Source organism: Oleiphilus sp. HI0125, from assembly GCF_001635355.1.
Genome location: NZ_LWGF01000636.1, coordinates 1 through 25,322 on the forward strand (window position 1 = coordinate 1; position 25,322 = coordinate 25,322).

Consider the following 25,322-nt stretch of genomic DNA (forward strand, 5'->3'; position numbering starts at 1 on the left):
GGTCATTCCTATTGCGCGCTTGATGCAAAGTTATGGGCGTTCGACTGTTTTTCGCGTCAATATTCTTATGATGATTTGCGCAGCACTTGGTGCAGCGCAAGCCATCGAGCAGACCTCGTTTTGGGGATTTTGTTTTTTCGTGATGTTGTTAGGAGTTGGCCTAGCGGCAATTCAGCAATATCGGTTTGCGGCGATGGAAAGTGTTGATGAATCTCAACATGCGCCAGCTGCTTCGTTCGTACTGCTGGGTGGTCTTGTTGCAGCATTTGTTGGCCCAGAGCTCGGGCAGGTTGGTAGAGAGTTATTTGACCAACATTACAGTGGCTCGTTTGTCTTGCTCGCTGTCATACTCGCATTGAGTTTGCCTGTTTTGTTTGTATTTAAGGCGCCTAAGCCGGTTGATTCCCAACAGCGCTCTTCACCAGAAGAAAGGACAATTTTTGAGATTTCTTCTCAGCCGGTGTTTTGGGTGGCCGTTCTCTCGGCGGCCATTGCTTATGCCGTTATGTCTTATGTTATGACCGCCACGCCAGTGACAATGCACAATCTAATGGGGCACTCGCTCGAAGATACGAAGTGGGTGATTCAAATACATATTATGTCGATGTATATCCCCTCGTTTTTTTCAGGCTTTCTCATACAACGATTTGGTCAATTAAAAATGCTATGGCTGGGTTTAGCATGTTATGCCATCACAATTGCTATTGCGTGGTCTGATCCTCAGTTAGTACATTTTTATGTCAGCTTGATTTTGTTAGGTGTTGGCTGGAACTTATTGTTCGTATCAGGCACGAGTCTTTTGCCGCAAGCCTATAAAGGCAATGAAGCTTATAAAGTGCAGGGTATTAACGACTTTAGCGTGTTTGGTTTGCAGGCCATGGCGTCTTTGTCGAGTGGAGCAATTGTTTATGCCTTTGGTTGGACGACTTTGTTATTTTCTGCAATACCGGTCTTGTGTATTCAGTTGGCATTGTTAGTATTCTGGAAACGTTCTGCATAACAATAATCATGTTCATGGCTAGGCGTTTTGATGCGAAAATGGCCTAGTTTAAAAATAAGAAGTATGACCTATGTTAAAGAATTCTTTTGCCGTGCTCGGTGCGAGCTCCTCCGCTTTTTCGTCGATGGTCGTTCGACCTAATTCACTTTCAGCTCGAAGTTGGCGCGCAGAATTTACCTGTCGTTTTGTGCAAATGCTGTTTAATAAATATGAATCGCAGAGTCATGATTGGTTGAGAGAAACGCAAAAGCTGCTCGCAATGAAAGGGCCTGCTTTATCAAAAGTGACAGCGCATCGAGCAGAGATTGCTGGTGTACCTGTTTTAGAAGTTTATCCAAAAAAACTAGATCCAAAAGACTTGCCAACGGTAGTGTATTTTCATGGTGGCGGATATGTGATTGGTAGTGCCGAAGGGTATAAATATACTCTCGCGAAAATTGCCATTTTGTGTGGTATGCGAGTTATTGCTGTGGATTATCGATTAGCGCCTGAGCATCCGCTTCCGTGTGCACAAGAAGATTGCTTGGGGGTAGTTGAATCAATTATCAAAGATCTAGATGCTCAGGAGCAGTTATATCTCATGGGCGATTCTGCGGGTGGCGCTCTGGTGCTCAACACGCTTCGTGAGTTAAAAGAGCAAGGTCGGGTTGGTGCAGTAGATGGTGCGGTTCTGTTGTCGCCATGGGTTCGCCCTTTTGAGCCTGAGTATTTATCGACGGAGTTTGAGTCGGTAGACATGTTGTCAGAGTCGATTGTAAATCGCTGGGTCAACAGTTTTGGTGATAATGTCCAAGACCATAAACGCGTAACGGATTTTTCTGAGACTAGCTTTATTGGTTTTCCGCCAATGTATGTGCAGGCAGGAGGAAGTGAGATATTCAAAGCGCAGGTGGATGATTTAGTCAGCCGTTTACGTGCTGATCGAGTAAACACAGCATACGATGTCTTCCCTGATATGTTTCATGTCTTTCAAACTTTGTCTCCGTTGGTTCCAGAAGCTGATAGGGCATTAGCTTTGATTGCCAAGAAAATAGAGCAATTTACTTGATGCGTTTAATCATCACGCTCCTCGCGCTAACTCAACTTGTGGGGTGTGCGACAGCGCCACCTAAAAATCCAGATAATCTCTGTGATATTTTTTATGAGAAATCTGATTGGTACGAGGCCGCTATCGAAACGCGTGAGCGCTGGGGCGCGCCGGTGCATATTCCGATGGCCATTATGTACCAAGAATCTCGATTCAAGTATGACGCACAACCTCCGATGGAATATTTTCTTTGGATCATCCCGATAGGTCGTGCGAGTGACGCCTACGGATATTCTCAAGCAAAGACGCCTGTTTGGGGGGAGTATCAAGACGATGCTGGTGGCTGGTTTGCAGAACGTGATGATTTTGAAGATGCCATTGATTTTGTCGGTTGGTATATGAACCGTACTAACAAAATGAACAAGGTGTCGAAGTGGGATGCTTATGCGCAATATTTGAATTACCACGAAGGGCAGGGCGGTTATCGCAGAGGTTCTTATAAATCCAAGCCTTGGTTAATGGGTGTCGCCCGTAAGGTCGAAGCGAGAGCGAAAAAATACAGCGAGCAGTATTGGGGATGCAAAGATGATCTGGCCAGCTCTTGGTTTTGGTAAGAGATAGTATTGTTTGGGAATAAAAAAGCCGACTTCATGCCGGCTTTTAAGTTTTAGCGATCTAACTACCTCAGGAACGGATTCAACATTCTTCCGAAGAACCCTGTCATCTTCAGCGGTGCGTCCATTACAGCTAAACAAATACAATCCGCGTCAGCCGATGCTTGTGGCTGGTGTTTAGTATTTTCGTCTGCGAGAATGAAATCACCTTGATTGTACTTGCAACTCTTATCGGAAAACGAACCTTGCATCACTAAGGTGTACTCCGTTCCTTTGTGTGTATGCTCTGGAAGCTTTGAACCAGCTTTAATTCGGTATAGCTTCGTTGTGTAGCGCTCATCATCAATATTGAGGTTTACCTCTTTGATGTTTTTGCTGAAGCCACTCCAATCTAATTGATCAAAGTCTTCTTTGATAAACCTGCGCATCGGGCGCGGTATGTTTATGCGCTTTTCGTTTGCTGCTTTTTCGAAACTCTCTTGAGAAACTTTATTTCTTTCAAACATTTCGATTTTTGCCCAGGTCTCGTCTAATAGAGAATCAGACACGACTTCTTCGGAACATTGATTCAATATGTCGCCACCAAGCGACTCAAAGTTACGAACTTTTTCTGCACATTTAGGACATGATTCAACATGACATGCCACCATGAGTCCTAGTGCATCAGCTAGTTGCCCAGCTGCAAAGGACATCAAAAGTTCATCATTAGGATGATAATTAGCCATGACATTTGCTCTTTTGCTACGTTTTCTAATTTCTTCATTGCGAGTCTTAGACGAGATTTGATTGTACCTAGTGGTAAATCAAGATCTGCCGCTATCTCGCTATGTGATTTGCCTTCAAAGTACACTTTGAAAACCACTTGCTTTTGGACCTCTGGAAGGTGCTTCAGCATTCCTCGTGCTGTCTTGCCTTCAAGTTCTCCTGAAATCTGCGTCTCTAGTTCTTCTGAACCTTCTTCGGCCCAGAGGTCGTCCGACTGCACAGTTTCATGACGACTTTTGCGAGCCATATCAATTCTTTTGTTTCGAACGATCGTGTACAACCAAGTGATCGCGCTGCCCGACTCTGGCTTGAAAGTGTGCGCTTTACGCCACACAATGATCATGCATTCTTGCAGAAGCTCTTCAGCGTCAGCGCTTGAAGCTCCGCATTGCATCGCGAAGGCTTTTAATCTGGAAGATGTTGCTTTAAAAAGATCTACAAAAGCTTGTCTATCTTTACTCTCTCCAATCCTGATTAAAAACTGGTTCAACTCATTCGGTTCTTTCTGTGCCAAAACTCGGCCCTTATTTGATGAAGATGCAGACGTACCGCGGGGTTTCACCAAACTTACCTTAGCTTTCTTGTCCAGTAAAGCGTTCATACTAGGAGTTCTCGGTTTGAGCAGTTTTACTATTAAAAAAACGATCTAATACTCCGGAAAGTACGTACTGCAATCGTTACTAACTTTCTTACGCACATCCTCATATTTCGGATTAACTATGGATCAAAAAACATCCCCTTTTTCTCAACGCTGGGACTTTGTGGTTATTGGCGCTGGAATGGCAGGCGCTTTTATCGCAGGACGACTACAGGCTGAAGGCAAGTCAGTATTGATTATTGATAAAGCGCGAGGATCTGGGGGAAGGGTTTCCTCCAAACGTTTGAAGGCGGGCGAGATCGCTTTTGGCGTCGACTTAGGGTGTCAGTTTTTTGAAGTGAGCCACTCCTCTTTTGAGGCCTATCTTTCTTCGAGGGAAGATGTCGTGATTGAATCTAGCAAGGCGATTGTTCGCGGACGTAATTCTTTGCTTACCCGTGGTGCGCTGGGCAGCGCGTCAACCTTGTTCGGAGCGCGAGTGCTCAGCGCAAGTCGGAACGAAAATCTTTGGACTGTCGAATTAGACGTAGCTTCTGAAAACAAAACACTTGAGGCCGACCATCTCATTTTGGCTACGCCGCCGATTCAAGCGGCGGAGATATTGGGGCGCGACCACCGGCTTTATTCATCAATGTCTCAATCGCGTCACCACGCGCAGTGGGTCTCTGTTTTTGCGTTTGACAAGCGTGTTCTTGATGCTCAGACAGTAAAGACTCTAGAGAAAATTGGGTCAATCCAAAGTGACGACATAGGGCTGGTGTCGGTTGAATCGCGTAAGCCAGATCGGAATATTGATGCTAGCCTGTTGGTTATGACGCTACACAGCTCTGAGTCATGGGCGGCACGGAATCTCAATGTCAGTGCCTCAGATGTCGAAACGGTATTGCTAGAATCCTTGGCCGATGTCGTGGATCTGGACTCAGTTGTTTTGCGCAATGCATTAGAAAAGGCGCATGTTCATCGATGGTTGTATGCTCGTCCTAATATCTCTAATCGCTTGATGGGGCATTTCTTTGATGATGCCTCGATTAAGCTGTCTGCCTGTGGGGATTACTTTTCGGTGGAATCCGAGTATGGTGTTGAATCAGCATTTTTAAGTGCAAATGCTCTTTTGAGAACCATTCTCACGTCTATTGAAGGTGTGTTGTCCAATAATGAAAGCGAAAGTCTCCTCACATCTTAAATCCAATGGTTCTTGTTTGACGTTTAGTTAGTGTCACGGATTTATCGCCCGAGCATTTCGCTCGGGTCAAGCGTTTGGGATATTTAAGTGAAAACACAAATAAGAGAAAGCCGATTTTCTTTGAGGAAATTGGTGATGTCCGTCGTGCTTTGGTTTGATGCTGAAGCAAGTGCGGAGCAAATAAAAGGTCAACCGAATGATATTAATTGGTTGAGATGCTTGCCCTTTATCATTGTACATGTCGCATGTCTGAATTTGATTTGGCTCGGCTGGAGTCCGATTGCGGTCGCTATTTGTTTGGGCTTTTTTTGGTTGAGAATGTACGCGATTACCGCAGTATATCACCGTTACTTCGCGCACAGAGCGTATAAAATGAACCGCTTCTGGCAGTTTTTCTTTGCTGTGATTGCTTCGAGTTCAGCGCAGCGTGGACCCTTATGGTGGGCGGCTCATCATCGAAATCACCACAAATTCTCTGATACAGATCACGATTTACATTCACCAATTAATCACAGCTTTTGGTGGAGTCATGTTGGATGGTTTTTAAGTAATCAGGCGTACAAGACCGATTACGATGTTGTCCCTGACTTGGCTAAATATCCAGAGCTCGTCTTCTTAAATCGTTTTGATAGTTTGATGCCAATTCTAGCAGCGCTAGGCATGTATGGTTTAGGCGAATTATTGGCTGCAACACATCCAGAGCTCGGCACGAACGGATTACAGCTTGTTGTCTGGGGTTTCTGCGTATCGACGGTTCTGTTGTTCCACTCAACTTTCACGATTAATTCTCTGGGGCACGTCTGGGGCAAGCGTCGTTTCAATACTAAAGACCAAAGCAGAAACAACGGTTGGCTCGCGCTGCTGACTTTGGGTGAGGGATGGCACAACAATCATCATCGGTTTGCGGTATCTGCTCGACAAGGCTTTTACTGGTGGGAGATTGATATCTCTTATTATGTAATCAAGTTGCTGAGTTTTATTGGTATTACACGTGAGCTAAAGCCTGTTCCCTCGCGTATCCTCCTTGAAGGTAAACAGCACGCTAAAAACGCGTCCAGCCAACAAAAGGGGGAGATTGGTGAAAGCAAGTAACGCGCAAGTGGTTTCAGCAGTCGCGCAATTCAAAGAAATGTTTAACGTGTTGAATCGTGACACTCTAAGCGAGTCTTTGTTGAGCCAAACCTACACTGATGACTTAGTGTTTAGGGATCCGCTTCATCATATTGAGGGCATGGCTGACTTGATCGCGTATTTTGAAAACGTGTACGAGAACGTCGGAAGTATTTGCTTTGATTGGTTAGACGAGTCGCTTGAGAAAGACCGCGCGTACTTGCGTTGGAAAATGTATTTCACTCATCCTCGATTAAATCGGGGGCAAAGCGTTGCTGTGGACGGGACCTCTATTCTCAGAGTTGAAGATGGAAAGGTGTGCGATCATCGAGACTTTTTCGACGCAGGGCAGATGCTATATGAGCATATTCCTGCCTTGGGATTTCTCATTAGGAAACTGAAACAACGATTGGTTTAGCGGAGATCGCGCATGACCGGAAATAATCAACATTCCACGCTTTGGGTCGTCGGTGCCAGCACTGGTATCGGACGTTCTGTAGCGATCGAGTATGCGCGCAATGGCGGTTTCGGCAGAATTATTTTAAGTGCGCGATCTGAGGACAAGTTAGTAAGCGTAAAGGCTGAAATCGAAACTTTTGGTGTGCTTGCAGACGTTCTCGTTTTAGATGTAACTCAGGCAGATCAAATTGCGAACGCTCAATCTTGGTTGCAGGAAAACGTTCCGAACTTATCCATGGTGATTGTCAACGCTGGGACATGTGAGTACATGGACAGCGATCAGCTTGATACTGATTTGGCGCGCCACGTTTTCGACACAAATTACTTTGCTGCGATTGAAATCTCGCGGGTGGCTTATCCGTTTCTCCAAAAAGCTAAAGCTGCGGATGCCGATGCGTCAATGGTGTTCGTGTCGAGCAGCGTGACTTATCAGGCGCTTCCTCGTGCGCATGCTTATGGGGCTTCAAAAAGTGCGTTGCGTTATTTTGCGGAATGCTTGCGCATAGATTGGCAGCTTGAGGGTATTGATGTTCAGTTGGTTAGCCCTGGTTTTGTTGATACACCGCTGACCCAGCAGAACGACTTTGATATGCCTATGATGGTGTCGAGTGAAGATGCAGCCGACAAGATCGTGAAGGGTTTAGACAGGCATGTATTCGACGTGTCTTTCCCAAAGCGTTTTGTTTGGAGTCTCAAGCTTCTAGCGTGGCTGCCTACTAAGGCCAAATTTAAACTCTTGGGATCGATGTCTCGTCACGAAACCAGTTCAACAGATTTAGACAAAGGAAAGACAAATTTATGATGACCGAAGTTCAGTCGTCACAAAAAATTGCGGTAGTCGGCTCTGGCATTGCTGGGCTCACAAGCGCCTATCTATTGAGTAGGCATCATGAGGTCACGCTTTTTGAAGCAAATGATTATCTTGGTGGGCACACGCATACAAAACAAATTGAACATAATGGGAAGCGCTACCCGGTCAACACTGGTTTTATCGTTTTTAATGATTGGACGTATCCAAATTTTATTAAGTTGATGGAGCAATTAGGTGTTGCATGGCAAAACTCAGATATGAGTTTTAGTGTTCATTGTGCAAACAGTGGTCTCGAATATAACGGCACGAATATCAATTCGTTGTTTGCTCAACGCCGCAACTTGTTTCGTCCTAAATTCTGGCGCATGGTCAAAGATATTCTGCGGTTTAATGAGCAAACTACCTCTGCCTTAGATAAAGGCGAAGACCTCAGTATGACCTTAGGGGAATACATTGAGCGTAATGGGTATTCTCGTCAATTTCGTGATTTTTACATCATACCAATGGGGGCAGCTATTTGGTCTGCGTCAACAGACGTAATGATGAATTTTCCAGTTGAGTTTTTCCTGAAGTTCTTTAACAACCATGGCATGTTAAGCGTGGATGACCGTCCTACATGGCGTGTGCTTACTGAAGGCTCGGCAGCGTACGTGAAAGAGATTATCAAGCCTTTCGAACAAAACATTCGTTTAAACACGCCGGTGAAAAAAATCGAACGAAATGCGTCGAATGTCGTGATTCATTCAAAAGACGGTGCTGAAGAATTTGATCAAGTGATCTTGGCATGTCATAGCGACCAAGCGCTTAGCATGCTTGAGGCGCCGACTCCGCAAGAAGAAGAAATTTTAGGTGCGATTCCGTATCAAGATAATGAGGTGGTATTGCACACAGATACCACTTTGATGCCAAAGCGAAAGCTTGCATGGGCCGCGTGGAACTACCATATTCCGCAGCGTTGCTCTGAGCACGCCATGGTGACGTACAACATGAATATTCTTCAAAACTTTACTGATGCGGATCAAACCTATCTCGTTACGCTTAATCGTAGCGACGAAATAGATGAGTCTAAGGTGATTGAACGATATAACTATGCACATCCGGTCTTTACTCAAGACGGGGTGGCTGCGCAGGGTAGACACTCCGAGATTAGCGATGTGAACCGTACTCACTATTGTGGTGCATATTGGTTGAATGGCTTCCATGAAGACGGCGTGAATAGCGCCTTGCGTGTCGTTGAGCGCTTTGGGATTCATCTCTAATGTCAACGCGTGAGTTGAAGAGTTGCCTATATCATGGCCACATTCGGCACCGCAGGTTTGAGCCGATTTCGCATGCATTTAAGTACAGTATGTTTATGTGGTATCTCGATTTAGACGAGATTGATGAGGTAACCAAAAAACTCTGGTTCTTTCGTTTAGGAAAGTTTGGTATCGCGAGCTTTGATCGTAGCGATTACTTCAATCAGAGTGCTGATCATCAAGATGACGATTTAAAGCAATGTGTCATTAAAAAAGTAAATGCCTTTTACACGTTGAACCAGCGACATGTTCCAACTATTCAGTCAGTTCGCCTACTTGCGAACGTTCGTTATTTCGGGGTGATTTTTAACCCTGTTAGCTTTTACTACTGCTTTGATGAGAATGAGCGGCTAACTTCGATATTGGCTGAAATTACTAATACGCCATGGGATGAGCGTCATAGTTACGTCCTCCCGATTGCTGATGGTAAGTTAGATTATCAGAGCTTTGATGATGCAGTGATTGAAGTAGAACAACTTCGTGAGACGGTCAGCCGCTTTTCGTTTTCTAAAGCCTTCCATGTTTCGCCGTTTAATCCAATGAATATGGAATATAACTGGGTATTCAAAACGCCGGGAGAAGGATTGTCGGTACATATGGATAACACCATAGAACGAAGCGATGCATCTGTTGAAAAGCACTTTGATGCCACGATGGGCTTGCACAAAGAAGGCTTAGAACATGGTCTCAATCGATTGCTTAAGCAACCTCTTATGACAGTTAAAGTAGTGCTTGGCATATACTGGCAAGCGTTGAAGTTATGGATCAAACGTAGTCCATTTTATGATCACCCTGACTCTGTCAGTGATAATCAACACAACAATAATGCGAATTCAGCCCTTTAAGGTGGGGAGTTTATTATGAACACACAGCACGTTAATGCCTATCCTCAGGGGCGCCGTTTTAGCTTCCAGTCTATTGCTAAGAAAGCAGTGTTATCACAGCTTAAGGCTTTGCATACTGGAACACTGAGTATTATCGATAACGGCCAGACTTATCGTTTCGGAAACGACAATAACGCTGATTTGATTGCCGAATTACATGTGAACGACGCGTCGTGTTATGTAGATATTATGACCGGCGGAAGTATCGGTGCTGCTGAGAGCTATATGACTGGTGATTGGTCGACGCCTGACTTAGCAAAGTTAGTGCGCTTGATGGTGCGCAACATGGATATTTTAGATGGTATGGAAGGGGGCTTTGCGGCCTTATCTAAGCCTGCTCTGAAAGTCTTGCACCGCATGAACCAGAACACCGAAAAAGGCTCAAAACGTAACATTGCTTCACACTATGATTTGGGTAATGACTTTTTTGAAACGTTTTTAGATCCAAGCATGATGTACTCGTCAGCAATTTTCCCAACTGAAGAATCGAGTTTGGAAGAAGCACAGCAATTCCGCTTAAAACGGATCTGTGAGCAACTACAGCTTAGTGAGCAAGATCATGTTGTTGAGATTGGAACAGGTTGGGGCGGCTTTGCGATCTACGCAGCAACACATTACGGATGTAAAGTTACGACGACCACGATATCGAAAGAACAATACGCGCTAGCCTGTGAAAGAGTTAGAGCAGCAGGCTTAGAGGATAAAATAACGCTTCTGCTTGAAGACTACAGAAATCTTGAGGGCACGTTCGACAAACTGGTATCGATTGAAATGATTGAAGCGGTTGGCTGGAAGTATTACAACACATACTACGAGACTTGCTCGCGACTTCTTAAGCCTACCGGTTTGATGTTGATTCAGGCAATTACGATTGCCGATCAACGTTATGACCGCGCGCGAAAAGATGTTGATTTCATTCAGCGTTATATTTTTCCTGGTAGCTGTATTCCTTCTATTATCGCATTAACACAGGCGATGCGAGATAGTTCAGACTTACGCATGGTTTCTCAGTTTGATTTCGCAGAACACTACGCAAGAACGCTATCTGCTTGGAATGAGACCTGTAAGCGAGAGAAGGCAAAGATTACTGAGCTTGGTTACAGTGAGACATTTCAGCGAATGTGGGAGTTTTATTTGTGTTACTGTGAGGGCGGTTTTGCGGAACGTTCAATCGGTGTATCTCATCTAGTCTATGCAAAACCAGAGTTTCGAGATGAGACCGTGGTTTAATTGAGGCAAATATGGCTGAGATAACAGCAACTCAAGGTTCAAGTGTTCGCGCTGACTATGCAACAAAGCATGTCATTGTAAATGCTGTGTTGTTTCAGTGTCTCTGGTTTGCTGCGATTCTAGAGGGCTGGCAGATAGCGCTAGCTCCTCTTGCTGTATTGCTTGCACATTTCTTTTTTGTTGTGCGAAATCGTAGCACGTATGTGGCTTGCGCGGTCGTTGTTTTATTTGGTTGTATCGCAGACAGCGTGTTGGCTGATCTAGGTTTATATACATTCCCAGAAGATAACCTGTTACTACTTGGTTCTATACCATTGTGGTTGTGTTGTATGTGGGTGGGATTTGCAGCGAGCCTCCCTCTATCATTGCGATGGTTACATACTTCTCCTTGGTTGTTGATCGCGTTTTTCGCTGTCGGTGGACCAATGTCCTATTACGCGGGGCATAAACTTGAGGCGTTAACGTTTTCGATCGAGCATTTACCGATTATTGCGGCTCTTTGGTTAGCTGTTGGGTGCGTCGTGTTAATGCTTAATCAGCGTCGACAAGCTTTCGTTTAATTGACGTAGTTCCATATTAAATAGTCCGACTATTTCGATTATACGTAATCTCTAACGTTGAATAAGAAGAGTATAGAGATGACTTTTTTATTTCGAAGAACAAAATTCCTTTTTCTGTTGATGCTTGGCGCAGTTTGTACGTCTGTGGCTTTTGCAGACCAACTTAGATTCATCGGCAAAGCTTATGATATTGATAGCAACGAGCTGTTGTACGTTGAACGTCATTATGTAGAGCTCTCAAAGCAAGGCGAGTACGTTCAATCGCAAGTCATTTATGAGGGAGCACAAGGTCAGCGTATTGCCGAAAAAGCGCTTAGTTTTTCGGGAGCTTCATCCTTACAGCCCTATCTTCAATTCGAACAATTTAATAGCGATATTCGCTATGAAACGACTTCGATGCGCGACGCCCTGTTCCTAGACAGTAGTGGTGAGAGAACGCGTTTTAGTTTGTCAGATTCGGGGCTGCCACTGGTTGTTGATAGTGGCTTCGATCGAATGGTGATCGAAAACTGGGATGACTTGGTATCCGGTCAAACTATCGAGTTTGAGTTCTTGGCTCTGAGCCGAAGTTCTACAGTCGGTTTTGAATTGAGCCGTGTGTCTCTATCGGGTGACAGTGTGCGTCTGCAGATTCAACCTTCAAATTGGGTCATTAACTTGTTAATGGACCCTATCGTTTTAGATTATTCGCTCGATACACAGAGGCTTTTGCGTTACGAAGGGCTCACGAATATATACGCCCCTGAAGTTGATGCAAATTATTCGGCGATTATTTTGTATGAATATGAAGAACCGCATCATATTGCAGATCGAGAGGCGTTAGGTAGTGCGCCTACCAGTGTCGTGAATTAGTTTTTCTAAGCGCAAGGCTGAATAGAGTGAAGTTATGATAACGCTACGAATAATTGGTGTTTTATATTTGTTGAGTGGTTTGTGGTGCCTGTTTCAGTACGAGCTTGCCGCGCAATATTTAGGCTTTGATTTAGCGACCAGTCTTGCTGCATCTGAATTTATGAGCGTTTATGGTGGATTACAGATTGGTCTTGCGCTGGGAATGTTTATTGGTGCGTCGATAAAAGCTGCGCAGTTTGGATCACTCTTAATGGCCTTGCTTGTTTCGGTAAGTTTGGCGTGCGCACGCGTGCTCAGTTTTGTGGTACACCCTGAAGCGCTCGCTCAGTCGGGCGCATGGATGTTGGCAGCACTAGAAATCACCATTGCAGTCTGTCTAGGGTGGGCTTTTCGTCGGTATCAGCGTGCAGGCTCATAGGCTGTTGAACAACATCAATTCACCCGGGTGAGCATTTAAGTACATACAGTTATCTATCCACTCGATCGGATGACGTCTAAAGTGATGTTTCAATAGTACGATCGGCACGATCAGGGGTAAGATCCCGTCTCGATACTTCATAATCGTTTCTACTAACTCCGCTTTGTCTTCCTTGTCCAAGTTGTTTTTCAGGAAACCTTGAAGGTGCTGCAGTACGTTTACGTGATTCTTTCTGGTCGCACGTATTTTAAGGATGCGCATCATCTCAACGAAGTAACATTCAGATAGCGACTCCACTTCTTGTTTGTTGCCACCACCTAGCATCGTTCCTAGAGCACGAGCTCGCTCTTGGTCATGGGCCAAGAGCGAGTATTTATAGGCGGCATGAAACTCGAGCAGCTTCTTCATGGTTAATCCGCTTTCTATCATGTCTTGCCAGTCTCGGTAGACATAAACACGTTTGATAAAGTTCTCGCGCAGAACGGCATCGCCCAATCTGCCTTCTTCTTCTACAGGTAGATTAGGGAAGTTCTTCAGCAGAACTTCCGCATACAAACCCGCACCAATTCGCTCAGGTACCAATTGCTTGGGGTTTTTCCCTTTGTAGACCTTAACGCGTTCCATCCCGCAACTAGGAGAGTCCTTTTTTAAGATGTATCCGCACAAATCTTTATGCCAATCTTTCTGCTGTTCAGCGACATCACGTAACGCGATAGAAACGTCATGATCTTCAGTCTTTGTGCCTACCGCATGAATACGATCTTCACGTTCAACGAGACGAATCGTTTCTCGAGGGGTTCCAAGGCCAATAGCCATTTCTGGGCAGAAAGGATGAAAAGTAAAATATTGGCCAAGCGTATTAGAGATGTATGAGTGGTGTTTGTGGCCGGTATCGAAACGAACCTTTTCTCCAAGCAAACAGCTACTAATTCCAATCAAAATACGTTCTTTATCTGGAAAGATTTGTTGATCGGGCATTCGAAATTCCAATTTGAAATAGAGAAATTGTATACGCAACTAAAGTAGCAAAGGATTGGAATATGAGAAACATAAGCCTTTGCGAAAACGCGTGCTCAGACTCATGTTTCTATTGATTACCTCATTGCTCTGCTAAGGCTGGTGCTTCGCGTTTGCCACGGAATTTGCGCCATTTTGCTCTGGTATTAGCGCCTAGCACGAGAAGTGCAGGAGTGAGTAACAGGGTGAGAATAGTCGCAAAGCCTAGACCGCCGGCTATCGCGCTCGACAATTGACGCCACCATTGTGTCGATGGGGCACCGAAGCTAATGTCGCGTCCAATAAAGTCGATGTTCATTGCCATAACCATAGGAATTAGTCCTAGAATAGTGGTGCCGGCTGTGAGCAATACTGGGCGTAAACGAATTTCGCCAGTTGCCAAAGCCGCATCGAATGGCCGGTAACCGTCTTTGATGTAAGCGTTATAGGTGTCGATCAATACAATGTTGTTATTCACGACAATGCCCGCGAGTGCGATGATTCCGAGTCCTACCATAACTACGCCGAATGGTTGCGCGGTAATCAGCAAGCCAAGCAGTACACCGAAGGTTGAGAACACGATGGCACTCAGAACTAAGAAGCTCTGATAGAAGCTATTAAACTGAATCACTAAGATTAGAAGCATCAAGAAAATCGCGAGAATGAAAGCGGTTCCCAAGAAAGTCATTGTTTCTTGTTGGTCTTGCTGTTCACCTTTTAACTTGAAACGTACGTCAGGTTGAAAAGACTCTCCCTCAATTGAGGCAAAGAGTTCTTGGATCTTATCTGTCGGCAGAAGTCCTTCTTCCACTTCAGACTGCAAAAGAACCGCACGGCGGCTATCTGCACGTTTGATTGTGCCGGTTTTTGGAGCAGGCTTTAAGTGTACAAAGTTCCCAAGTGGAACCATTCCCACATTGGTTTGAATACGAAGGCTCTGCAAAGCTTCTAGTGTTCGTTTCTGAGATGGGAAGCGGATGTTGATATCGACTTCTTCATCAGTGTCATCTGGACGATATTCTGCAACCTTAACGCCATTAGTAAGAAGCTGGATGGCGGTACCAATTAATACGATATCTGCGCCTGCGCGAGCAGCGCCTTCGCGATTAACTTCCATTTGCCATTCTATGCCAGGCAGCGCGCGGTCATCTTCAATATCTTTGAAGCCACCTAGTTTCGCCATATGCGAGCGCAGTATTTCGATCGTTTGATCGATATGCTCTGGGTAAATTGCTGATACCTGAATCTGAATCGCTTTACCGCCTGAAGGGCCGTTATCAGCTTTACGAAACTCTAGTTTTACACCAGGAATATCTTTGGTTTTTTCAGCCATTTCAGCAAGAATGACACTCGCGGTGCGTCTTTCGTCCCATGGAATAAACTGGAAATCCACAGAGCCAATGACGTCTTCTGCCATTTGATCTTGAGCTCGATTAAAGGATCTCGCATAGACAGACTTGAGTTCTGGCATATTGAAGAAATTACGTTCAACCTCCTTCAACAGCGCATCTTTTTCATAGATTGAGAGATCTCCGCGTGCCGATACCAGAACTTTTGCGTTATCCGGTTCTACGTCAGGGAAAAACTCGACACCTTTGCCAAAACTGCCATAAGCAATCATGATTGCGACGACGATAGAGATATTACCTAACAGCGTTAAGAGCGGTCTTTTAAGTAGTGCTCTTAGGACTTTTGAATAAGCCAAGGTGAAGCGATTATCAGATTGTGCTTCTTCGCTTTTTATTTTGCTGCCACCAAGTGAAGCACCAAGAACTGGCAAGAAGAGTAGGGCGACCACGAGAGACGCACACAAACAAATAATGACCGTAATGGGTAAGAATTTCATGAATTCGCCCACCACGCCAGGCCAAGCGATCAAAGGTAGAAACACTGCTAAAGTCGTTGCTGTTGACGCAATAATGGGCCATGCCATTCGACGCGAAGCTTTAGAGAATGCTTTGTCTGAACTTAAGCCTGCTTCTTGATTTCGAGACGCTAATTCCGTAACAACGATAGCGCCATCGACTAGCATCCCCACTACCAAGATCAAGCTAAAGAGCACAACAATATTAAGCGTAAGCCCCATAAAATTAATGATCAGAATACTACTCAGGAAGGAAGCTGGAATAGCAAGGCCAACTAGAATTGATGAGCGTAAGCCGAGTGCGCCAACAATAACGATCATCACCATGATGATGGCACTAATGACGTTGTTTTGAAGGTCTTCGAGCATCGTGATGATATCTTTAGACTTGTCAAGAATGACGTTGTACTCGAGCGTTTCGGGCCAGTATTGTTCCTTCTCGGCAATAATGGCTTTTATCTCTTCGGTAACAGCAATAATGTTTGCGCCGAGACGTTTTTTAACCTCAAGAGTGAGTGCTTGCTTACCATTTACTCTGGCGAAACCGTTAGGGTCTTTGAAGGTTCTTTTGATGCTTGCGACATCGCGGAATGGCACAACGGTGCCGGCTTCAACTTTAATGGGCATCGACATTATGTCATCGAGATCTTCGATGACGCCCGAGACTTTCATTACTTGGCGTCCAGCACCATTATCAATGGCGCCTGCCGCGACAAGACGATTATTTCGAGAAACAACGTTCAGCACGCTTTCAAAATCGATACTGTAAGTTTCAAGAATGAGGGGGTCGACAATAACTTCTAGCAATTCTTCGCGCTCACCGGCGATATCGACTTCTAACACACCACCTAAGGCTTCAATGTCGTCACGCAAGTCACGGGCAATTGCAAGCAAGTTTCGTTCGGGTAACGCGCCCCCTAAACTAATGCTCATGACGGGGAAGAGTGCGACGTTAATTTCGTTTACTGTCGGCTCATCACTACCTTCGGGGAGCTTAGATTTAGCTCGATCGACCTTTTCTCGCACATCATCTAGTGCTGCATCGCCATCAAATCCAGCATCGAACTCTAGCGTGACAGAAGCGTGTCCTTCGCCAGCGATAGAGGTCATTTCTTTTACGCCCTCTATTGATTTGAGCTCTTTCTCCATCGGACGCACGAGCAATCGCTCTGCATCTTCGGGAGAAATGCCTTCATAGGTCATGGATACGTAGATCCATGGAATAGGGATATCTGGCTCAGACTCTTTAGGTATTGAGTTGTAAGAGGCGATACCTGCGATGAGCAGGAAGAACAAAATTAGCAGTGCGGCACGTTGACGACGAATCGCCCAGTCGACGACATGAGATTTATGCTCGCCCTGAGAGCTAGCAGCGCTTAAATCGGTTTTTGCGATCATGCATCGACCTCAGTGTCTGCGTCGACATTGGTTTCGATTTGTCCTTCAATAGCGATATCGACCGTTTGTCCCTTTGCAACAAAAGCCTGTCCGACAACGATTAGATTAAGGTTTTCTGGTAGGCCTGATAACCAAACGCCATCGCTATCATTTTTGATAATCTCAACCACATAGCGAACTACTTGATTGCTCTCATCAACAGCATTTACATAAATGCTGCCATCAGCAGCTAAGCTCAAAATTGATGATGAGACTTTGTGCGCAAGAATGTCTCCGAGCTGTAGTCGAACGCGCGCACTTTGGCCAAGACGAGGGTTGCTCTTTGACTGTGCAGTCGCTTCGATTCTAAATGTTCGTGTTGCTGGGTCCGCTTGGCTTGAGATGTATGAAAGTTGCCCTTCAATTGTTGTTCCGTCTAAAAGGTCAGCGTTGACAGTTTGTCCAAGCTCAATCTTGGAAACATGTTGTTGAGGTACACGCGCTATGATTTTAATGTGCTGGTCGTCAATCAAGTCGATGAGTGGGTCGCCGGCTTGAACATAATCACCTAACTCCACATGGCGATAGTTAGCGATGCCCTCAAATGCCGCGCGAATGCGCGTATGGCCAAGTTCAACGGTTATTTGCTCTACCGATGATTTGGCTGCTGCAAGATTTGCTAAGGCTTGTTCGAGTTGATTTCCTGAAACGAGTTTTCGTTGTTTTAACTGTTGCGCTGCTTTTAGCTCTGCTTCACGTAGCTTTAGTTCTGCTTGGGCTTGTTCGAGGCGCGCTTGTCGATCTGAAATGTCGATATTGAGCATGACTTGATTTTGCTGAACACGCGTTCCGCTCTCGACGCCAATGTTGGTAATGCTGCCATGAGTTTCAGCTTTCACAGTGATCGCACGAGCCGGTTCGATGTCGCCTTGTAGGGTAATAATATCGGCAACAGTTTCGGCAACCATTGGACGAACCGTGACTTTAAATAATTCTTTTGGTGTTGTTTGTTCTTCAGATGCGGATTCATTAACTTGCGTAGCTGGCTGATTCGATGAGCCAGAAAAAAGCCAACCTAGAACTGCGATGCTGAGGCCAAGTGCAATAAGTACAGAACGATTCATTGTTATCCTAGAGCTAGTTTATTGTATTAAGGGAAGAGTGCGTGATGCGAAAGCGGTCTAGTCTGACGCAAATGGTCAACTAATCCAATTGGTCTTTCCTTTTATTGGTGTTAAGTTGTGCCTTTAATAATGAAAAACGAGACCTTTGTGGCACTTCAGTTAGCACGTATTCACGTTGAGAATTTACGGCTCCGAACCTTTATCGGTTTCAATCAAGAAGAGCTCATAAAGCAACAAGATGTGGTGATTAATCTTTGGATTGATTATCCCGCGCATACGGCCTGTTATAGTGATGACCATCATGACGCGTTAGATTATAAAGTCATTACCAAAGCCGTGATTAATCTTGTCGAAAAGGGACATTTCAAACTTCTCGAAAAGCTATGTTCAGATATTCTTGATATCATTATGGCTCACGCGAATGTACAAATAGCTCAGGTAAAGGTCGAAAAGCCACATGCCTTGCGTTTTGCTGATTCTGTTTCTGTTACTCTAAGTGCGACTCAACATGTCTAACATTACTCGTTTACTTCAGCTTCTTTTTATTTTGAGTCTTACCGTTATTTATGGATGCTCTACAACGACCTCAAATGTTCATGATGTCATGAAAGAGGTTGACCGTTCTGATTTGTCCTACATCAATATAGCTGTCACTGGGGCGGAGATCCAAACGGCTTTGCAAGACAGTGGTCGTCTATTTGAATTGCATCATCGAAGCGCTGAAGTGTTGAATCTGATTCAAGACGTGGTTCGTTATTATGGCTTCAACTTGGTGGACGAAGACGAGGCGGATTTTGTTCTCGATATCCAGCAAGCATTGCCGGACGGCGGAGCATGTGTTCATGGCATGGAATCCTTTCGCGACAACTTTACCTACTCTACTTCAGTGCTAACGTTGGGGATTGTTCCAGCGAAAGGTGCGCATTGTATTGTGATTACAGCCGGACTCTACACAGAGTATGTCGACGATAGTACCGCGATCGGTGAATTTATCTCGAATACCGGCTGGGTGAGAATTTACGCCGGTGTTGGTGAAATTGATAATTATCGCAAGACGGTGACTAAGCGTGACGAAATTCGGGCGCTTGAAGCCTCAGCAGCCGGACTTTTAAATCTGTTGATTGAAGAAGGCGCCTTCAAATAATAGGTCTTGGCTTGTGTTATGCCTTAAATGCAAAGCAACCTAGCGCGCTAGGTACTATATAAAGCGATATCTTCTTATCACTAAGTTAAAAGCAGCTTTTTATCTTGCTTATTTTCATCAAAATGCAAAAAACTTGAACTACACTAGTGGCCTAAATTTTGTAGGCTATGTGTGAATTGATAGTTATTTTCAATATATTTCTGTAGAATACGCGGTCAATTTTTGCCTAAGGGCGCGACGATCAAAAGTTGTCCGATGCCTGAACTGGTTTTTTCTACCGATACAATTTGGGGAATGCATGTCTAATAAAATTATCTATACCAAAACCGATGAAGCGCCGGCGCTTGCTACCTACTCGCTCCTACCTATTCTAAATGCCTTTACTTCTGCTGCAGATGTCAGTGTCGAATCAAGTGATATCTCACTTGCTGCTCGAATCCTTGCAGCTTTCCCAGAGAACTTAAAAGAAGAGCAACGCGTTCCAGATGCGTTGAAAGAGTTGGGCGAACTAACACTTAAGAAAGAAGCAAACATCATTAAGCTTCCAAATGTGAGCGCGTCTATTCCTCAGCTAAAAGCAGCTATTGCGGAGCTTCAATCTCAAGGTTTTGATTTACCTGCATACCCAGACGAACCAAGTTCTGATGAAGAAAATGACATTCAAGCACGTTATGCAAAAGTGCTTGGAAGCGCGGTAAACCCTGTATTACGTGAGGGGAACTCTGATCGAAGAGCGCCAAAAGCGGTTAAAGCGTATGCACGCAAAAATCCTCACTCAATGGGTAAGTGGAGCCAGGCGTCACGCACGCACGTAGCGCACATGTGGGATAACGACTTTTACCATAACGAGAAGTCTACGATTATTGATAAAGCTTGTAATGTTCGCATTGAGCTTGAAACCAAAGATGGTCAAAAGAAAAATCTCAAAGAGAATCTAGCGCTGCTTGACGGCGAAGTCATCGATGGCATGTTTATGAGTGTGAGAGCGCTATGCGATTTCTTCGAAGCCGAAATGGAAGGTGCGAAACGCGCTAACATTTTGTTCTCGTTGCACGTAAAAGCGACCATGATGAAAGTCTCTCACCCGATCGTCTTTGGCCATGCTGTAAAAGTATATTTTAAAGAAGTCTTTGAAAAGCACGCAGAAACCTTTGAAAAGCTCGGTGTGAACGCGAACAATGGTTTAAGCAATGTTCACCAGAAAATTCAGTCTCTTCCATATTCGCAGCGTTCTGAAATTGAAGAAGATATTCGTAAGTGTTACGAAGATCGTCCTGAACTCGCTATGGTTGATTCAGACAAGGGTATTTCAAACTTACACGTTCCTAGCGACGTGATCGTTGATGCTTCTATGCCTGCAATGATCCGTATCGGCGGTAAGATGTGGGGCACCGATGGTAAGTTAAAAGATACCAAAGCGGTTATTCCAGAGAGTACCTACGCGACTATTTACCAAGAAATTATCAACTTCTGTAAGCATCACGATAACTTTGATCCAGTGACTATGGGCACGGTTCCAAACGTTGGTTTGATGGCTCAAAAAGCAGAAGAATATGGTTCGCACGATAAGACATTTGAGCTTGAAGCAGATGGAACTATTCGTGTTATTGATGATGCGGGCAATGTCTTGCTTTCTCACGATGTTGAGAAGGGTGATATTTGGCGTATGTGCCAGACAAAAGATCTTCCAATCCAAGATTGGGTGAAATTAGCCGTTACTCGTGCACGTGCTAGCGGTATGCCTGCAGTATTCTGGTTAGACCCAGAGCGTCCACATGATGCATCGATGATCTCTAAAGTCGAAATGTACCTGAAGGAACATGATACTGAAGGTCTCGACATCCGTATCCTTTCGCCGGACCAAGCGATTCGCTTAACCATGGAACGTCTGATTCGCGGTAAAGACACGATCTCAGTGACTGGTAACGTATTACGTGATTATCTAACGGATTTGTTCCCAATTCTTGAATTAGGTACAAGTGCAAAAATGCTCTCTATCGTGCCATTGATGGCTGGTGGGGGGTTGTTTGAAACAGGTGCTGGTGGTTCTGCGCCGAAGCACGTTCAGCAATTCAATGAAGAAAACCATTTGCGTTGGGATTCGTTAGGTGAGTTTTTAGCGATTGCGGTATCACTCGAAGATTTGAGTGACAAAACGGATAACCCTCGCGCGAAAGTGCTTGCAAGTACGCTTGATAAAGCAACTGAAGTCTTCCTTGATGAGAACAAATCACCTTCTCGTAAGGCGGGTGAGATCGATAACCGTGGCAGTCATTTCTATCTTGCTCTGTACTGGGCAGAAGCCTTGGCAGCGCAAGACGATGACGCTGAGTTGAAAGCGAAATTCACTAAGCTCGCAGAGCAGCTTCGCGCAGACGAAGCCAAGATTGTGCAAGAACTACTTGATGTTCAGGGTCAAGAAATCGAGATTGGCGGTTACTACAACCCTGACTTCGAATTGGCTTCAAAAGCGATGCGCCCAAGTGAGACCTTGAATGCAATTTTTGATGAGTTCAAATAAGCGTTAAGACGCTTCATTCATTTGAGGTGAGTCTAATACGAAAAGCCAGTACAGAAATGTACTGGCTTTTTTTTACCTGAAAATTAGAGCTGGGATTACGTTCATAGTGTTCTCTACTTCGAGGTTTGCGTTTCATGTGGAAGTAGTGAGAGAACAGTCTTATGTGTGTTTCAAGCTGGTGCGCCTTGATCACTTGTTGGGCGTTATCTACTGCAACGCATTCTACTCTATTTTTGTTATCCCCTTAAGTTGTTGTTTATAAATTGATTTTTTAAACTTTCTAGAGTTGGCAAGCATTCTGCTACGTGTCCTTTGACAGTTAAACAGCACAGTGCGACTAGCTGGAAATTGTCAGGCCTTTCGAGAGAAGGTTTTGAATGAAAGGAACTTTTTTCATGGAAGATTATGGCGGCCCGGGGACTGGCCGCTTTTTTTTGCCTGAAATTTTTAGAATAGCGATCAGTCTTCTCTTTTTTGTTTAGCGCAGTGTTCTTGACTATAACTCCCATGCAAATCACAGCAGGATTGTCATTGTGCGTTTGCGTTCTAAGTTTTTAAGTATTGGCATTTTACTAGCCATCATTCCCGCTTTTTGTCTCAGTGCCTATATTGCATATAGCAGTTATTCGGACGGAAAGTCGGCCATTCATGAGCTTTCAAAGGCTCAACTCACTGCAGTGAGAGAGTCTAAGAAATCCCAAATAGAGCGATATTTTCAAACGATTCAGGATCAGGTATTGAGCTTCTCGAAAGATCGGATGATCGTGAATGCAATGAGAGAGTTCAAGCAGGAGTTTGATGATTATTTGTCGCAGCGAACGGGTGACAATGTCGTTCAGCAAAAAGAAAAATTGCAGCAATATTATGAGCAATCCTTCGGTGGTGAGGACGCTGAACGTAATAACGGTCAAAAGGTCAATTCAGCAGCCTTAATGCAAGGCTTAGATGCAGACTCTATTTCTCTACAATACGATTTCATTGCAAACAAGACTGAACCTTTAGGGGCCAAAGATGCCCTGATTCAGCTCGATAACAATACGCTCTACAGCAAGTTGCACAAGATCTATCACCCGCCTATTCGCTATTTTCTGCAGCGTTTTGAGTATTACGATATCTTCTTAGTCGCGCCAGATACCGGTGATATCGTTTATTCCGTTTTTAAAGAACTGGATTACTGAACATCTTTATTTGACGGACCTTATGCCAACAGTGGTATCGCACGCGTTTTTACGCAAGCGGTTCAAGCAACGTAGCAAGATTATGTTGTGATCGATGACTTTGCTCCTTATCCACCATCTTATGAGGATCCTGCTGCGTTTATTGCTTCTCCCATTTTTGATGCGAGAGAACTGTTAGGCGTTCTGATTTTTCAGATGCCTATAGATCGTATTAACGCAATCATGACGCACGACCAATAGTGGGCAACGACAGGTTTGGGCGAATCGGGTGAAACATATTTGATTGCTCAAGACCGCAAAATGCGCAGCATGAGCCGTTTTTTGATTGAAGATAAAGACGCATATTTAGAGGTACTAGAAACATCGGGTTTAGATGCGCAGACATTCCAATCTATTGCCACTAGGGAAACCAGTATTGGTCTGCAGCCAGTGAACACAAGAGGTGCTGATCAAGCGTTATCTGGTGTAGTAGGATTTGATGTTTTTGATGATTACAGAGGTGTCTCTGTGCTGTCAGCCTACGCGCCGCTCGATATTAATGGTTTGAGTTGGGCGATCATGAGCGAGATCGATGAGGTCGAGGCGTTCGCGAAATCTGAGTCTATGTTTGAATCTTTGATGACGGCTTTAGTTATCGCCTTGTTAGTCGCCGCGGGCATCGCTGTGTGTGTCAGTTTATGGTTTGCTAATCAATTGGTGTCTCCAGTGCCAGTATTTACTGAGCGCTTGCATCGTATTGTGGAGGATGCGGATTTTACACAGCGTGTTGATGTTCGTAGTAAAGATGAGATTGGTGAGAGCTCTGATGCGATTAATCGTTTACTTGAGAGCTTTCAGACAACCGTGGCCTATATGGCAGACACGGCAACGCGTTTGTCCTCATCGTCAAAAAGCTTGCATGCGCAAACTAAAACCAGTTTAGAGGCGAGTGATGCGCAGCATGCGCAAAGCCAATCTATTTCTAGTGCTGCGGTTGAGTTGAATGCCACCTCAAGCGAGGTGGTTGCGAATGCCGAGCAAACCGCATCATCGGGCGCTAAGGCTAGCGAACTTGCTAAAGAAGGTGCACGATTGATCGAAAACCGTATTGAAAGCATTCGTGCGCAAGCCAAAAACATCGAGAACATTGATTCTGAATTAGCAGATATGGCCGAGGCGGGAGAGCGCATATCTCAGGTGCTTCAGATGATTTCTGATATTGCGGAGCAGACCAACTTATTGGCTTTAAATGCAGCTATTGAAGCCGCTAGAGCGGGAGAGCAGGGCCGAGGTTTTGCGGTGGTTGCGGATGAAGTACGTTCGCTTGCACAAAAGACGCACTCTTCAACGGACGAAATTAATGCGACGATTGAGCGTTTGCACCAAAGTATCGACAAAGCTAAAACGGTTACCGCTCAAGGTGTTCGCGAATCAGAGCGCAGTGTAGAGGGAGTAGATAAAATGAGTGATTCCTTCCAAAGCATTGCTGAACAAATTTCTCAAATCCAAGTTATGAACGAGCAAGTTGCGGCGGCCGCAACGGAGCAGTTAGCTGTATCTGAAGATATTTCAAGAAGTATTCACGACGTGAGCGAGCTTTCCACTCAGAGCCAAGCCACTGCAGCAGAAACGGCTAATGAGGCGCAGGTTGTCGATACGATGGTCGATGACCTTAAATCTTATGTTGGAGGGTTTAAGGCTTAGCTATTGACTTAGCAACAGAACTACCTTAATGAAATCGTTTTTAGTCGCTACGCTCTACGATTCTTAATGCTGATAGGTTTTAGTATTTTTGTAGGATTCTGCATCAAAGTCTGGGTAAGCTTTGGCGCGCATGACAAGAGCAATTGTTTTTTACACTTCAACCCAGGCGGCTTTACATTCTTGACTAAAATCGTCACCCAAACCTTCCGCTAGAGTATTTATTAAGGCATTTCCGACAGGGGTGTAATCATCTATTTTTACCCCGTATTCAATATGCTTTATGGCTAAGTTTTCGAGCACTGGAACTAAGGCATCTAGGTCGTCGAGTGATTTTAAGGCAATCTTCAATGTTGCCATTAGCTTTTTACCTTGCTCCGTCATATCGCCTTTAAAAAGCAGCTGAAGGCTAGGGTCATATTGAAAAAGCTTGCCGTAAAATATTTCGGCTGCTGCGTCAGCAATAGGTTCTACTTTTGCAAAACTTTCTTGTACGATTTTTTTCTGTGCTTCTGTGCTTCTGTGCTTCTGTGCTTCTGTGCTTCTGTGCTTCTGTGCTTCTGTGCTTCTGTGCTTCTGTGCTTCTGTGCTTCTGTGCTTCTGTGCTTCTGTGCTTCTGTGCTTCTGTG

At 44.7% G+C, this 25,322-nt stretch carries 25 protein-coding genes; 19 read left to right on the forward strand and 6 right to left on the reverse strand.

Annotation, left to right across the window (positions count from 1 at the left end):
* The 3 genes from A3762_RS08330 to A3762_RS08340 all read left to right on the forward strand — a co-directional run.
* A partial coding sequence (locus tag A3762_RS08330) for an MFS transporter (RefSeq protein WP_068754917.1) occupies positions 1-1,000 on the forward strand: 1,000 nt, incomplete at its 5' end.
* A 70-nt stretch (positions 1,001-1,070) separates the two neighbouring features.
* A complete protein-coding gene (locus A3762_RS08335) occupies positions 1,071-2,048 on the forward strand; it encodes an alpha/beta hydrolase (protein ID WP_068754919.1) in 978 nt (325 codons plus the stop codon).
* Positions 2,048-2,641, forward strand: coding sequence for a hypothetical protein (locus A3762_RS08340; RefSeq protein ID WP_068480680.1), 594 nt, complete (start codon positions 2,048-2,050; stop codon positions 2,639-2,641). Before A3762_RS08335 ends, A3762_RS08340 begins: the two co-directional genes overlap by 1 nt.
* A 65-nt stretch (positions 2,642-2,706) precedes the next feature.
* Here A3762_RS08340 and A3762_RS08345 read toward each other — a convergent pair whose 3' ends face one another.
* On the reverse strand, positions 2,707-3,366 hold the full coding sequence (locus A3762_RS08345; protein WP_068754921.1) for a ChrR family anti-sigma-E factor: 660 nt from the start codon (positions 3,364-3,366) through the stop codon (positions 2,707-2,709).
* The gene (locus tag A3762_RS08350; protein WP_068480806.1) at positions 3,333-3,920 is read right to left on the reverse strand and encodes a sigma-70 family RNA polymerase sigma factor; all 588 of its coding nucleotides are present in this window, start codon (positions 3,918-3,920) and stop codon (positions 3,333-3,335) included. Before A3762_RS08350 ends, A3762_RS08345 begins: the two co-directional genes overlap by 34 nt.
* Positions 3,921-4,125: 205 nt before the next feature.
* Here A3762_RS08350 and A3762_RS08355 point away from each other — a divergent pair, with 205 nt between their 5' ends.
* The 10 genes from A3762_RS08355 (at position 4,126) to A3762_RS08400 (ending at position 12,809) form a co-directional block, all read left to right on the forward strand.
* On the forward strand, positions 4,126-5,187 hold the full coding sequence (locus A3762_RS08355) for an NAD(P)/FAD-dependent oxidoreductase (RefSeq protein WP_068754922.1): 1,062 nt from the start codon (positions 4,126-4,128) through the stop codon (positions 5,185-5,187).
* Positions 5,188-5,322: 135 nt separating this feature from the next.
* Complete coding sequence (locus A3762_RS08360; protein WP_068754924.1) at positions 5,323-6,279, forward strand: acyl-CoA desaturase; 957 nt, start codon at positions 5,323-5,325, stop codon at positions 6,277-6,279.
* On the forward strand, positions 6,266-6,715 hold the full coding sequence (locus A3762_RS08365; RefSeq protein ID WP_082869023.1) for a nuclear transport factor 2 family protein: 450 nt from the start codon (positions 6,266-6,268) through the stop codon (positions 6,713-6,715). The genes A3762_RS08360 and A3762_RS08365 overlap by 14 nt, the downstream gene beginning before the upstream one ends.
* A gap of 12 nt (positions 6,716-6,727) precedes the next feature.
* Positions 6,728-7,558, forward strand: coding sequence for an SDR family oxidoreductase (locus A3762_RS08370; RefSeq protein WP_068754926.1), 831 nt, complete (start codon positions 6,728-6,730; stop codon positions 7,556-7,558).
* Positions 7,555-8,826 (forward strand): NAD(P)/FAD-dependent oxidoreductase, encoded by a 1,272-nt coding sequence (locus A3762_RS08375; RefSeq protein WP_068754928.1) that lies wholly within the window; start codon positions 7,555-7,557, stop codon positions 8,824-8,826. Before A3762_RS08370 ends, A3762_RS08375 begins: the two co-directional genes overlap by 4 nt.
* Positions 8,826-9,710, forward strand: coding sequence for a DUF1365 domain-containing protein (locus tag A3762_RS08380; RefSeq protein ID WP_068754930.1), 885 nt, complete (start codon positions 8,826-8,828; stop codon positions 9,708-9,710). Before A3762_RS08375 ends, A3762_RS08380 begins: the two co-directional genes overlap by 1 nt.
* Before the next feature lie 15 nt (positions 9,711-9,725).
* Positions 9,726-10,979 carry a cyclopropane-fatty-acyl-phospholipid synthase family protein gene (locus A3762_RS08385; protein WP_068754932.1) on the forward strand — a complete coding sequence of 418 codons (1,254 nt, stop codon included), beginning with the start codon at positions 9,726-9,728 and terminating at the stop codon, positions 10,977-10,979.
* An 11-nt stretch (positions 10,980-10,990) separates the two neighbouring features.
* The gene (locus A3762_RS08390; RefSeq protein ID WP_068754934.1) at positions 10,991-11,539 is read left to right on the forward strand and encodes a DUF2878 domain-containing protein; all 549 of its coding nucleotides are present in this window, start codon (positions 10,991-10,993) and stop codon (positions 11,537-11,539) included.
* A gap of 78 nt (positions 11,540-11,617) precedes the next feature.
* Positions 11,618-12,391 (forward strand): hypothetical protein, encoded by a 774-nt coding sequence (locus A3762_RS08395; RefSeq protein ID WP_068754936.1) that lies wholly within the window; start codon positions 11,618-11,620, stop codon positions 12,389-12,391.
* A 34-nt stretch (positions 12,392-12,425) separates the two neighbouring features.
* Complete coding sequence (locus A3762_RS08400; RefSeq protein ID WP_068754938.1) at positions 12,426-12,809, forward strand: DUF4345 family protein; 384 nt, start codon at positions 12,426-12,428, stop codon at positions 12,807-12,809.
* On the opposite strand, the gene A3762_RS08405 is transcribed toward A3762_RS08400, so the two are convergent.
* The 3 genes from A3762_RS08405 to A3762_RS08415 all read right to left on the reverse strand — a co-directional run bounded on the left by A3762_RS08405 (position 12,804) and on the right by A3762_RS08415 (position 18,170).
* Positions 12,804-13,787 (reverse strand): DUF523 and DUF1722 domain-containing protein, encoded by a 984-nt coding sequence (locus A3762_RS08405; protein WP_068754940.1) that lies wholly within the window; start codon positions 13,785-13,787, stop codon positions 12,804-12,806. The two genes, A3762_RS08400 and A3762_RS08405, sit on opposite strands and share 6 nt — an antisense overlap.
* A gap of 121 nt (positions 13,788-13,908) precedes the next feature.
* Positions 13,909-17,067 carry an efflux RND transporter permease subunit gene (locus A3762_RS08410; protein ID WP_068754941.1) on the reverse strand — a complete coding sequence of 1,053 codons (3,159 nt, stop codon included), beginning with the start codon at positions 17,065-17,067 and terminating at the stop codon, positions 13,909-13,911.
* Positions 17,064-18,170: an efflux RND transporter periplasmic adaptor subunit gene (locus tag A3762_RS08415; protein WP_068754943.1), complete on the reverse strand. Its 1,107-nt coding sequence runs from the start codon at positions 18,168-18,170 to the stop codon at positions 17,064-17,066. Before A3762_RS08415 ends, A3762_RS08410 begins: the two co-directional genes overlap by 4 nt.
* Before the next feature lie 129 nt (positions 18,171-18,299).
* Between A3762_RS08415 and folX the strand changes: the two genes are divergently transcribed.
* From folX to A3762_RS08445, 6 genes are all read left to right on the forward strand, one after another.
* Positions 18,300-18,686, forward strand: a complete 387-nt coding sequence (gene folX, locus A3762_RS08420) for a dihydroneopterin triphosphate 2'-epimerase (RefSeq protein ID WP_068474961.1) — start codon at positions 18,300-18,302, stop codon at positions 18,684-18,686.
* Positions 18,679-19,314 (forward strand): hypothetical protein, encoded by a 636-nt coding sequence (locus A3762_RS08425; protein WP_068754945.1) that lies wholly within the window; start codon positions 18,679-18,681, stop codon positions 19,312-19,314. The genes folX and A3762_RS08425 overlap by 8 nt, the downstream gene beginning before the upstream one ends.
* A 298-nt stretch (positions 19,315-19,612) precedes the next feature.
* Complete coding sequence (locus A3762_RS08430) at positions 19,613-21,835, forward strand: NADP-dependent isocitrate dehydrogenase (protein WP_068480716.1); 2,223 nt, start codon at positions 19,613-19,615, stop codon at positions 21,833-21,835.
* A 533-nt stretch (positions 21,836-22,368) separates the two neighbouring features.
* Positions 22,369-23,013: a hypothetical protein gene (locus A3762_RS08440; protein ID WP_068754949.1), complete on the forward strand. Its 645-nt coding sequence runs from the start codon at positions 22,369-22,371 to the stop codon at positions 23,011-23,013.
* A gap of 87 nt (positions 23,014-23,100) precedes the next feature.
* Positions 23,101-23,253, forward strand: a complete 153-nt coding sequence (locus A3762_RS26410) for a hypothetical protein (RefSeq protein ID WP_156493340.1) — start codon at positions 23,101-23,103, stop codon at positions 23,251-23,253.
* Positions 23,254-23,268: 15 nt separating this feature from the next.
* Complete coding sequence (locus tag A3762_RS08445) at positions 23,269-24,696, forward strand: methyl-accepting chemotaxis protein (protein ID WP_068754951.1); 1,428 nt, start codon at positions 23,269-23,271, stop codon at positions 24,694-24,696.
* A gap of 150 nt (positions 24,697-24,846) precedes the next feature.
* On the opposite strand, the gene A3762_RS08450 is transcribed toward A3762_RS08445, so the two are convergent.
* Positions 24,847-25,322, reverse strand: a 476-nt coding sequence (locus A3762_RS08450; RefSeq protein ID WP_231878772.1) for a globin family protein, incomplete at its 5' end; no start/stop codon positions are given.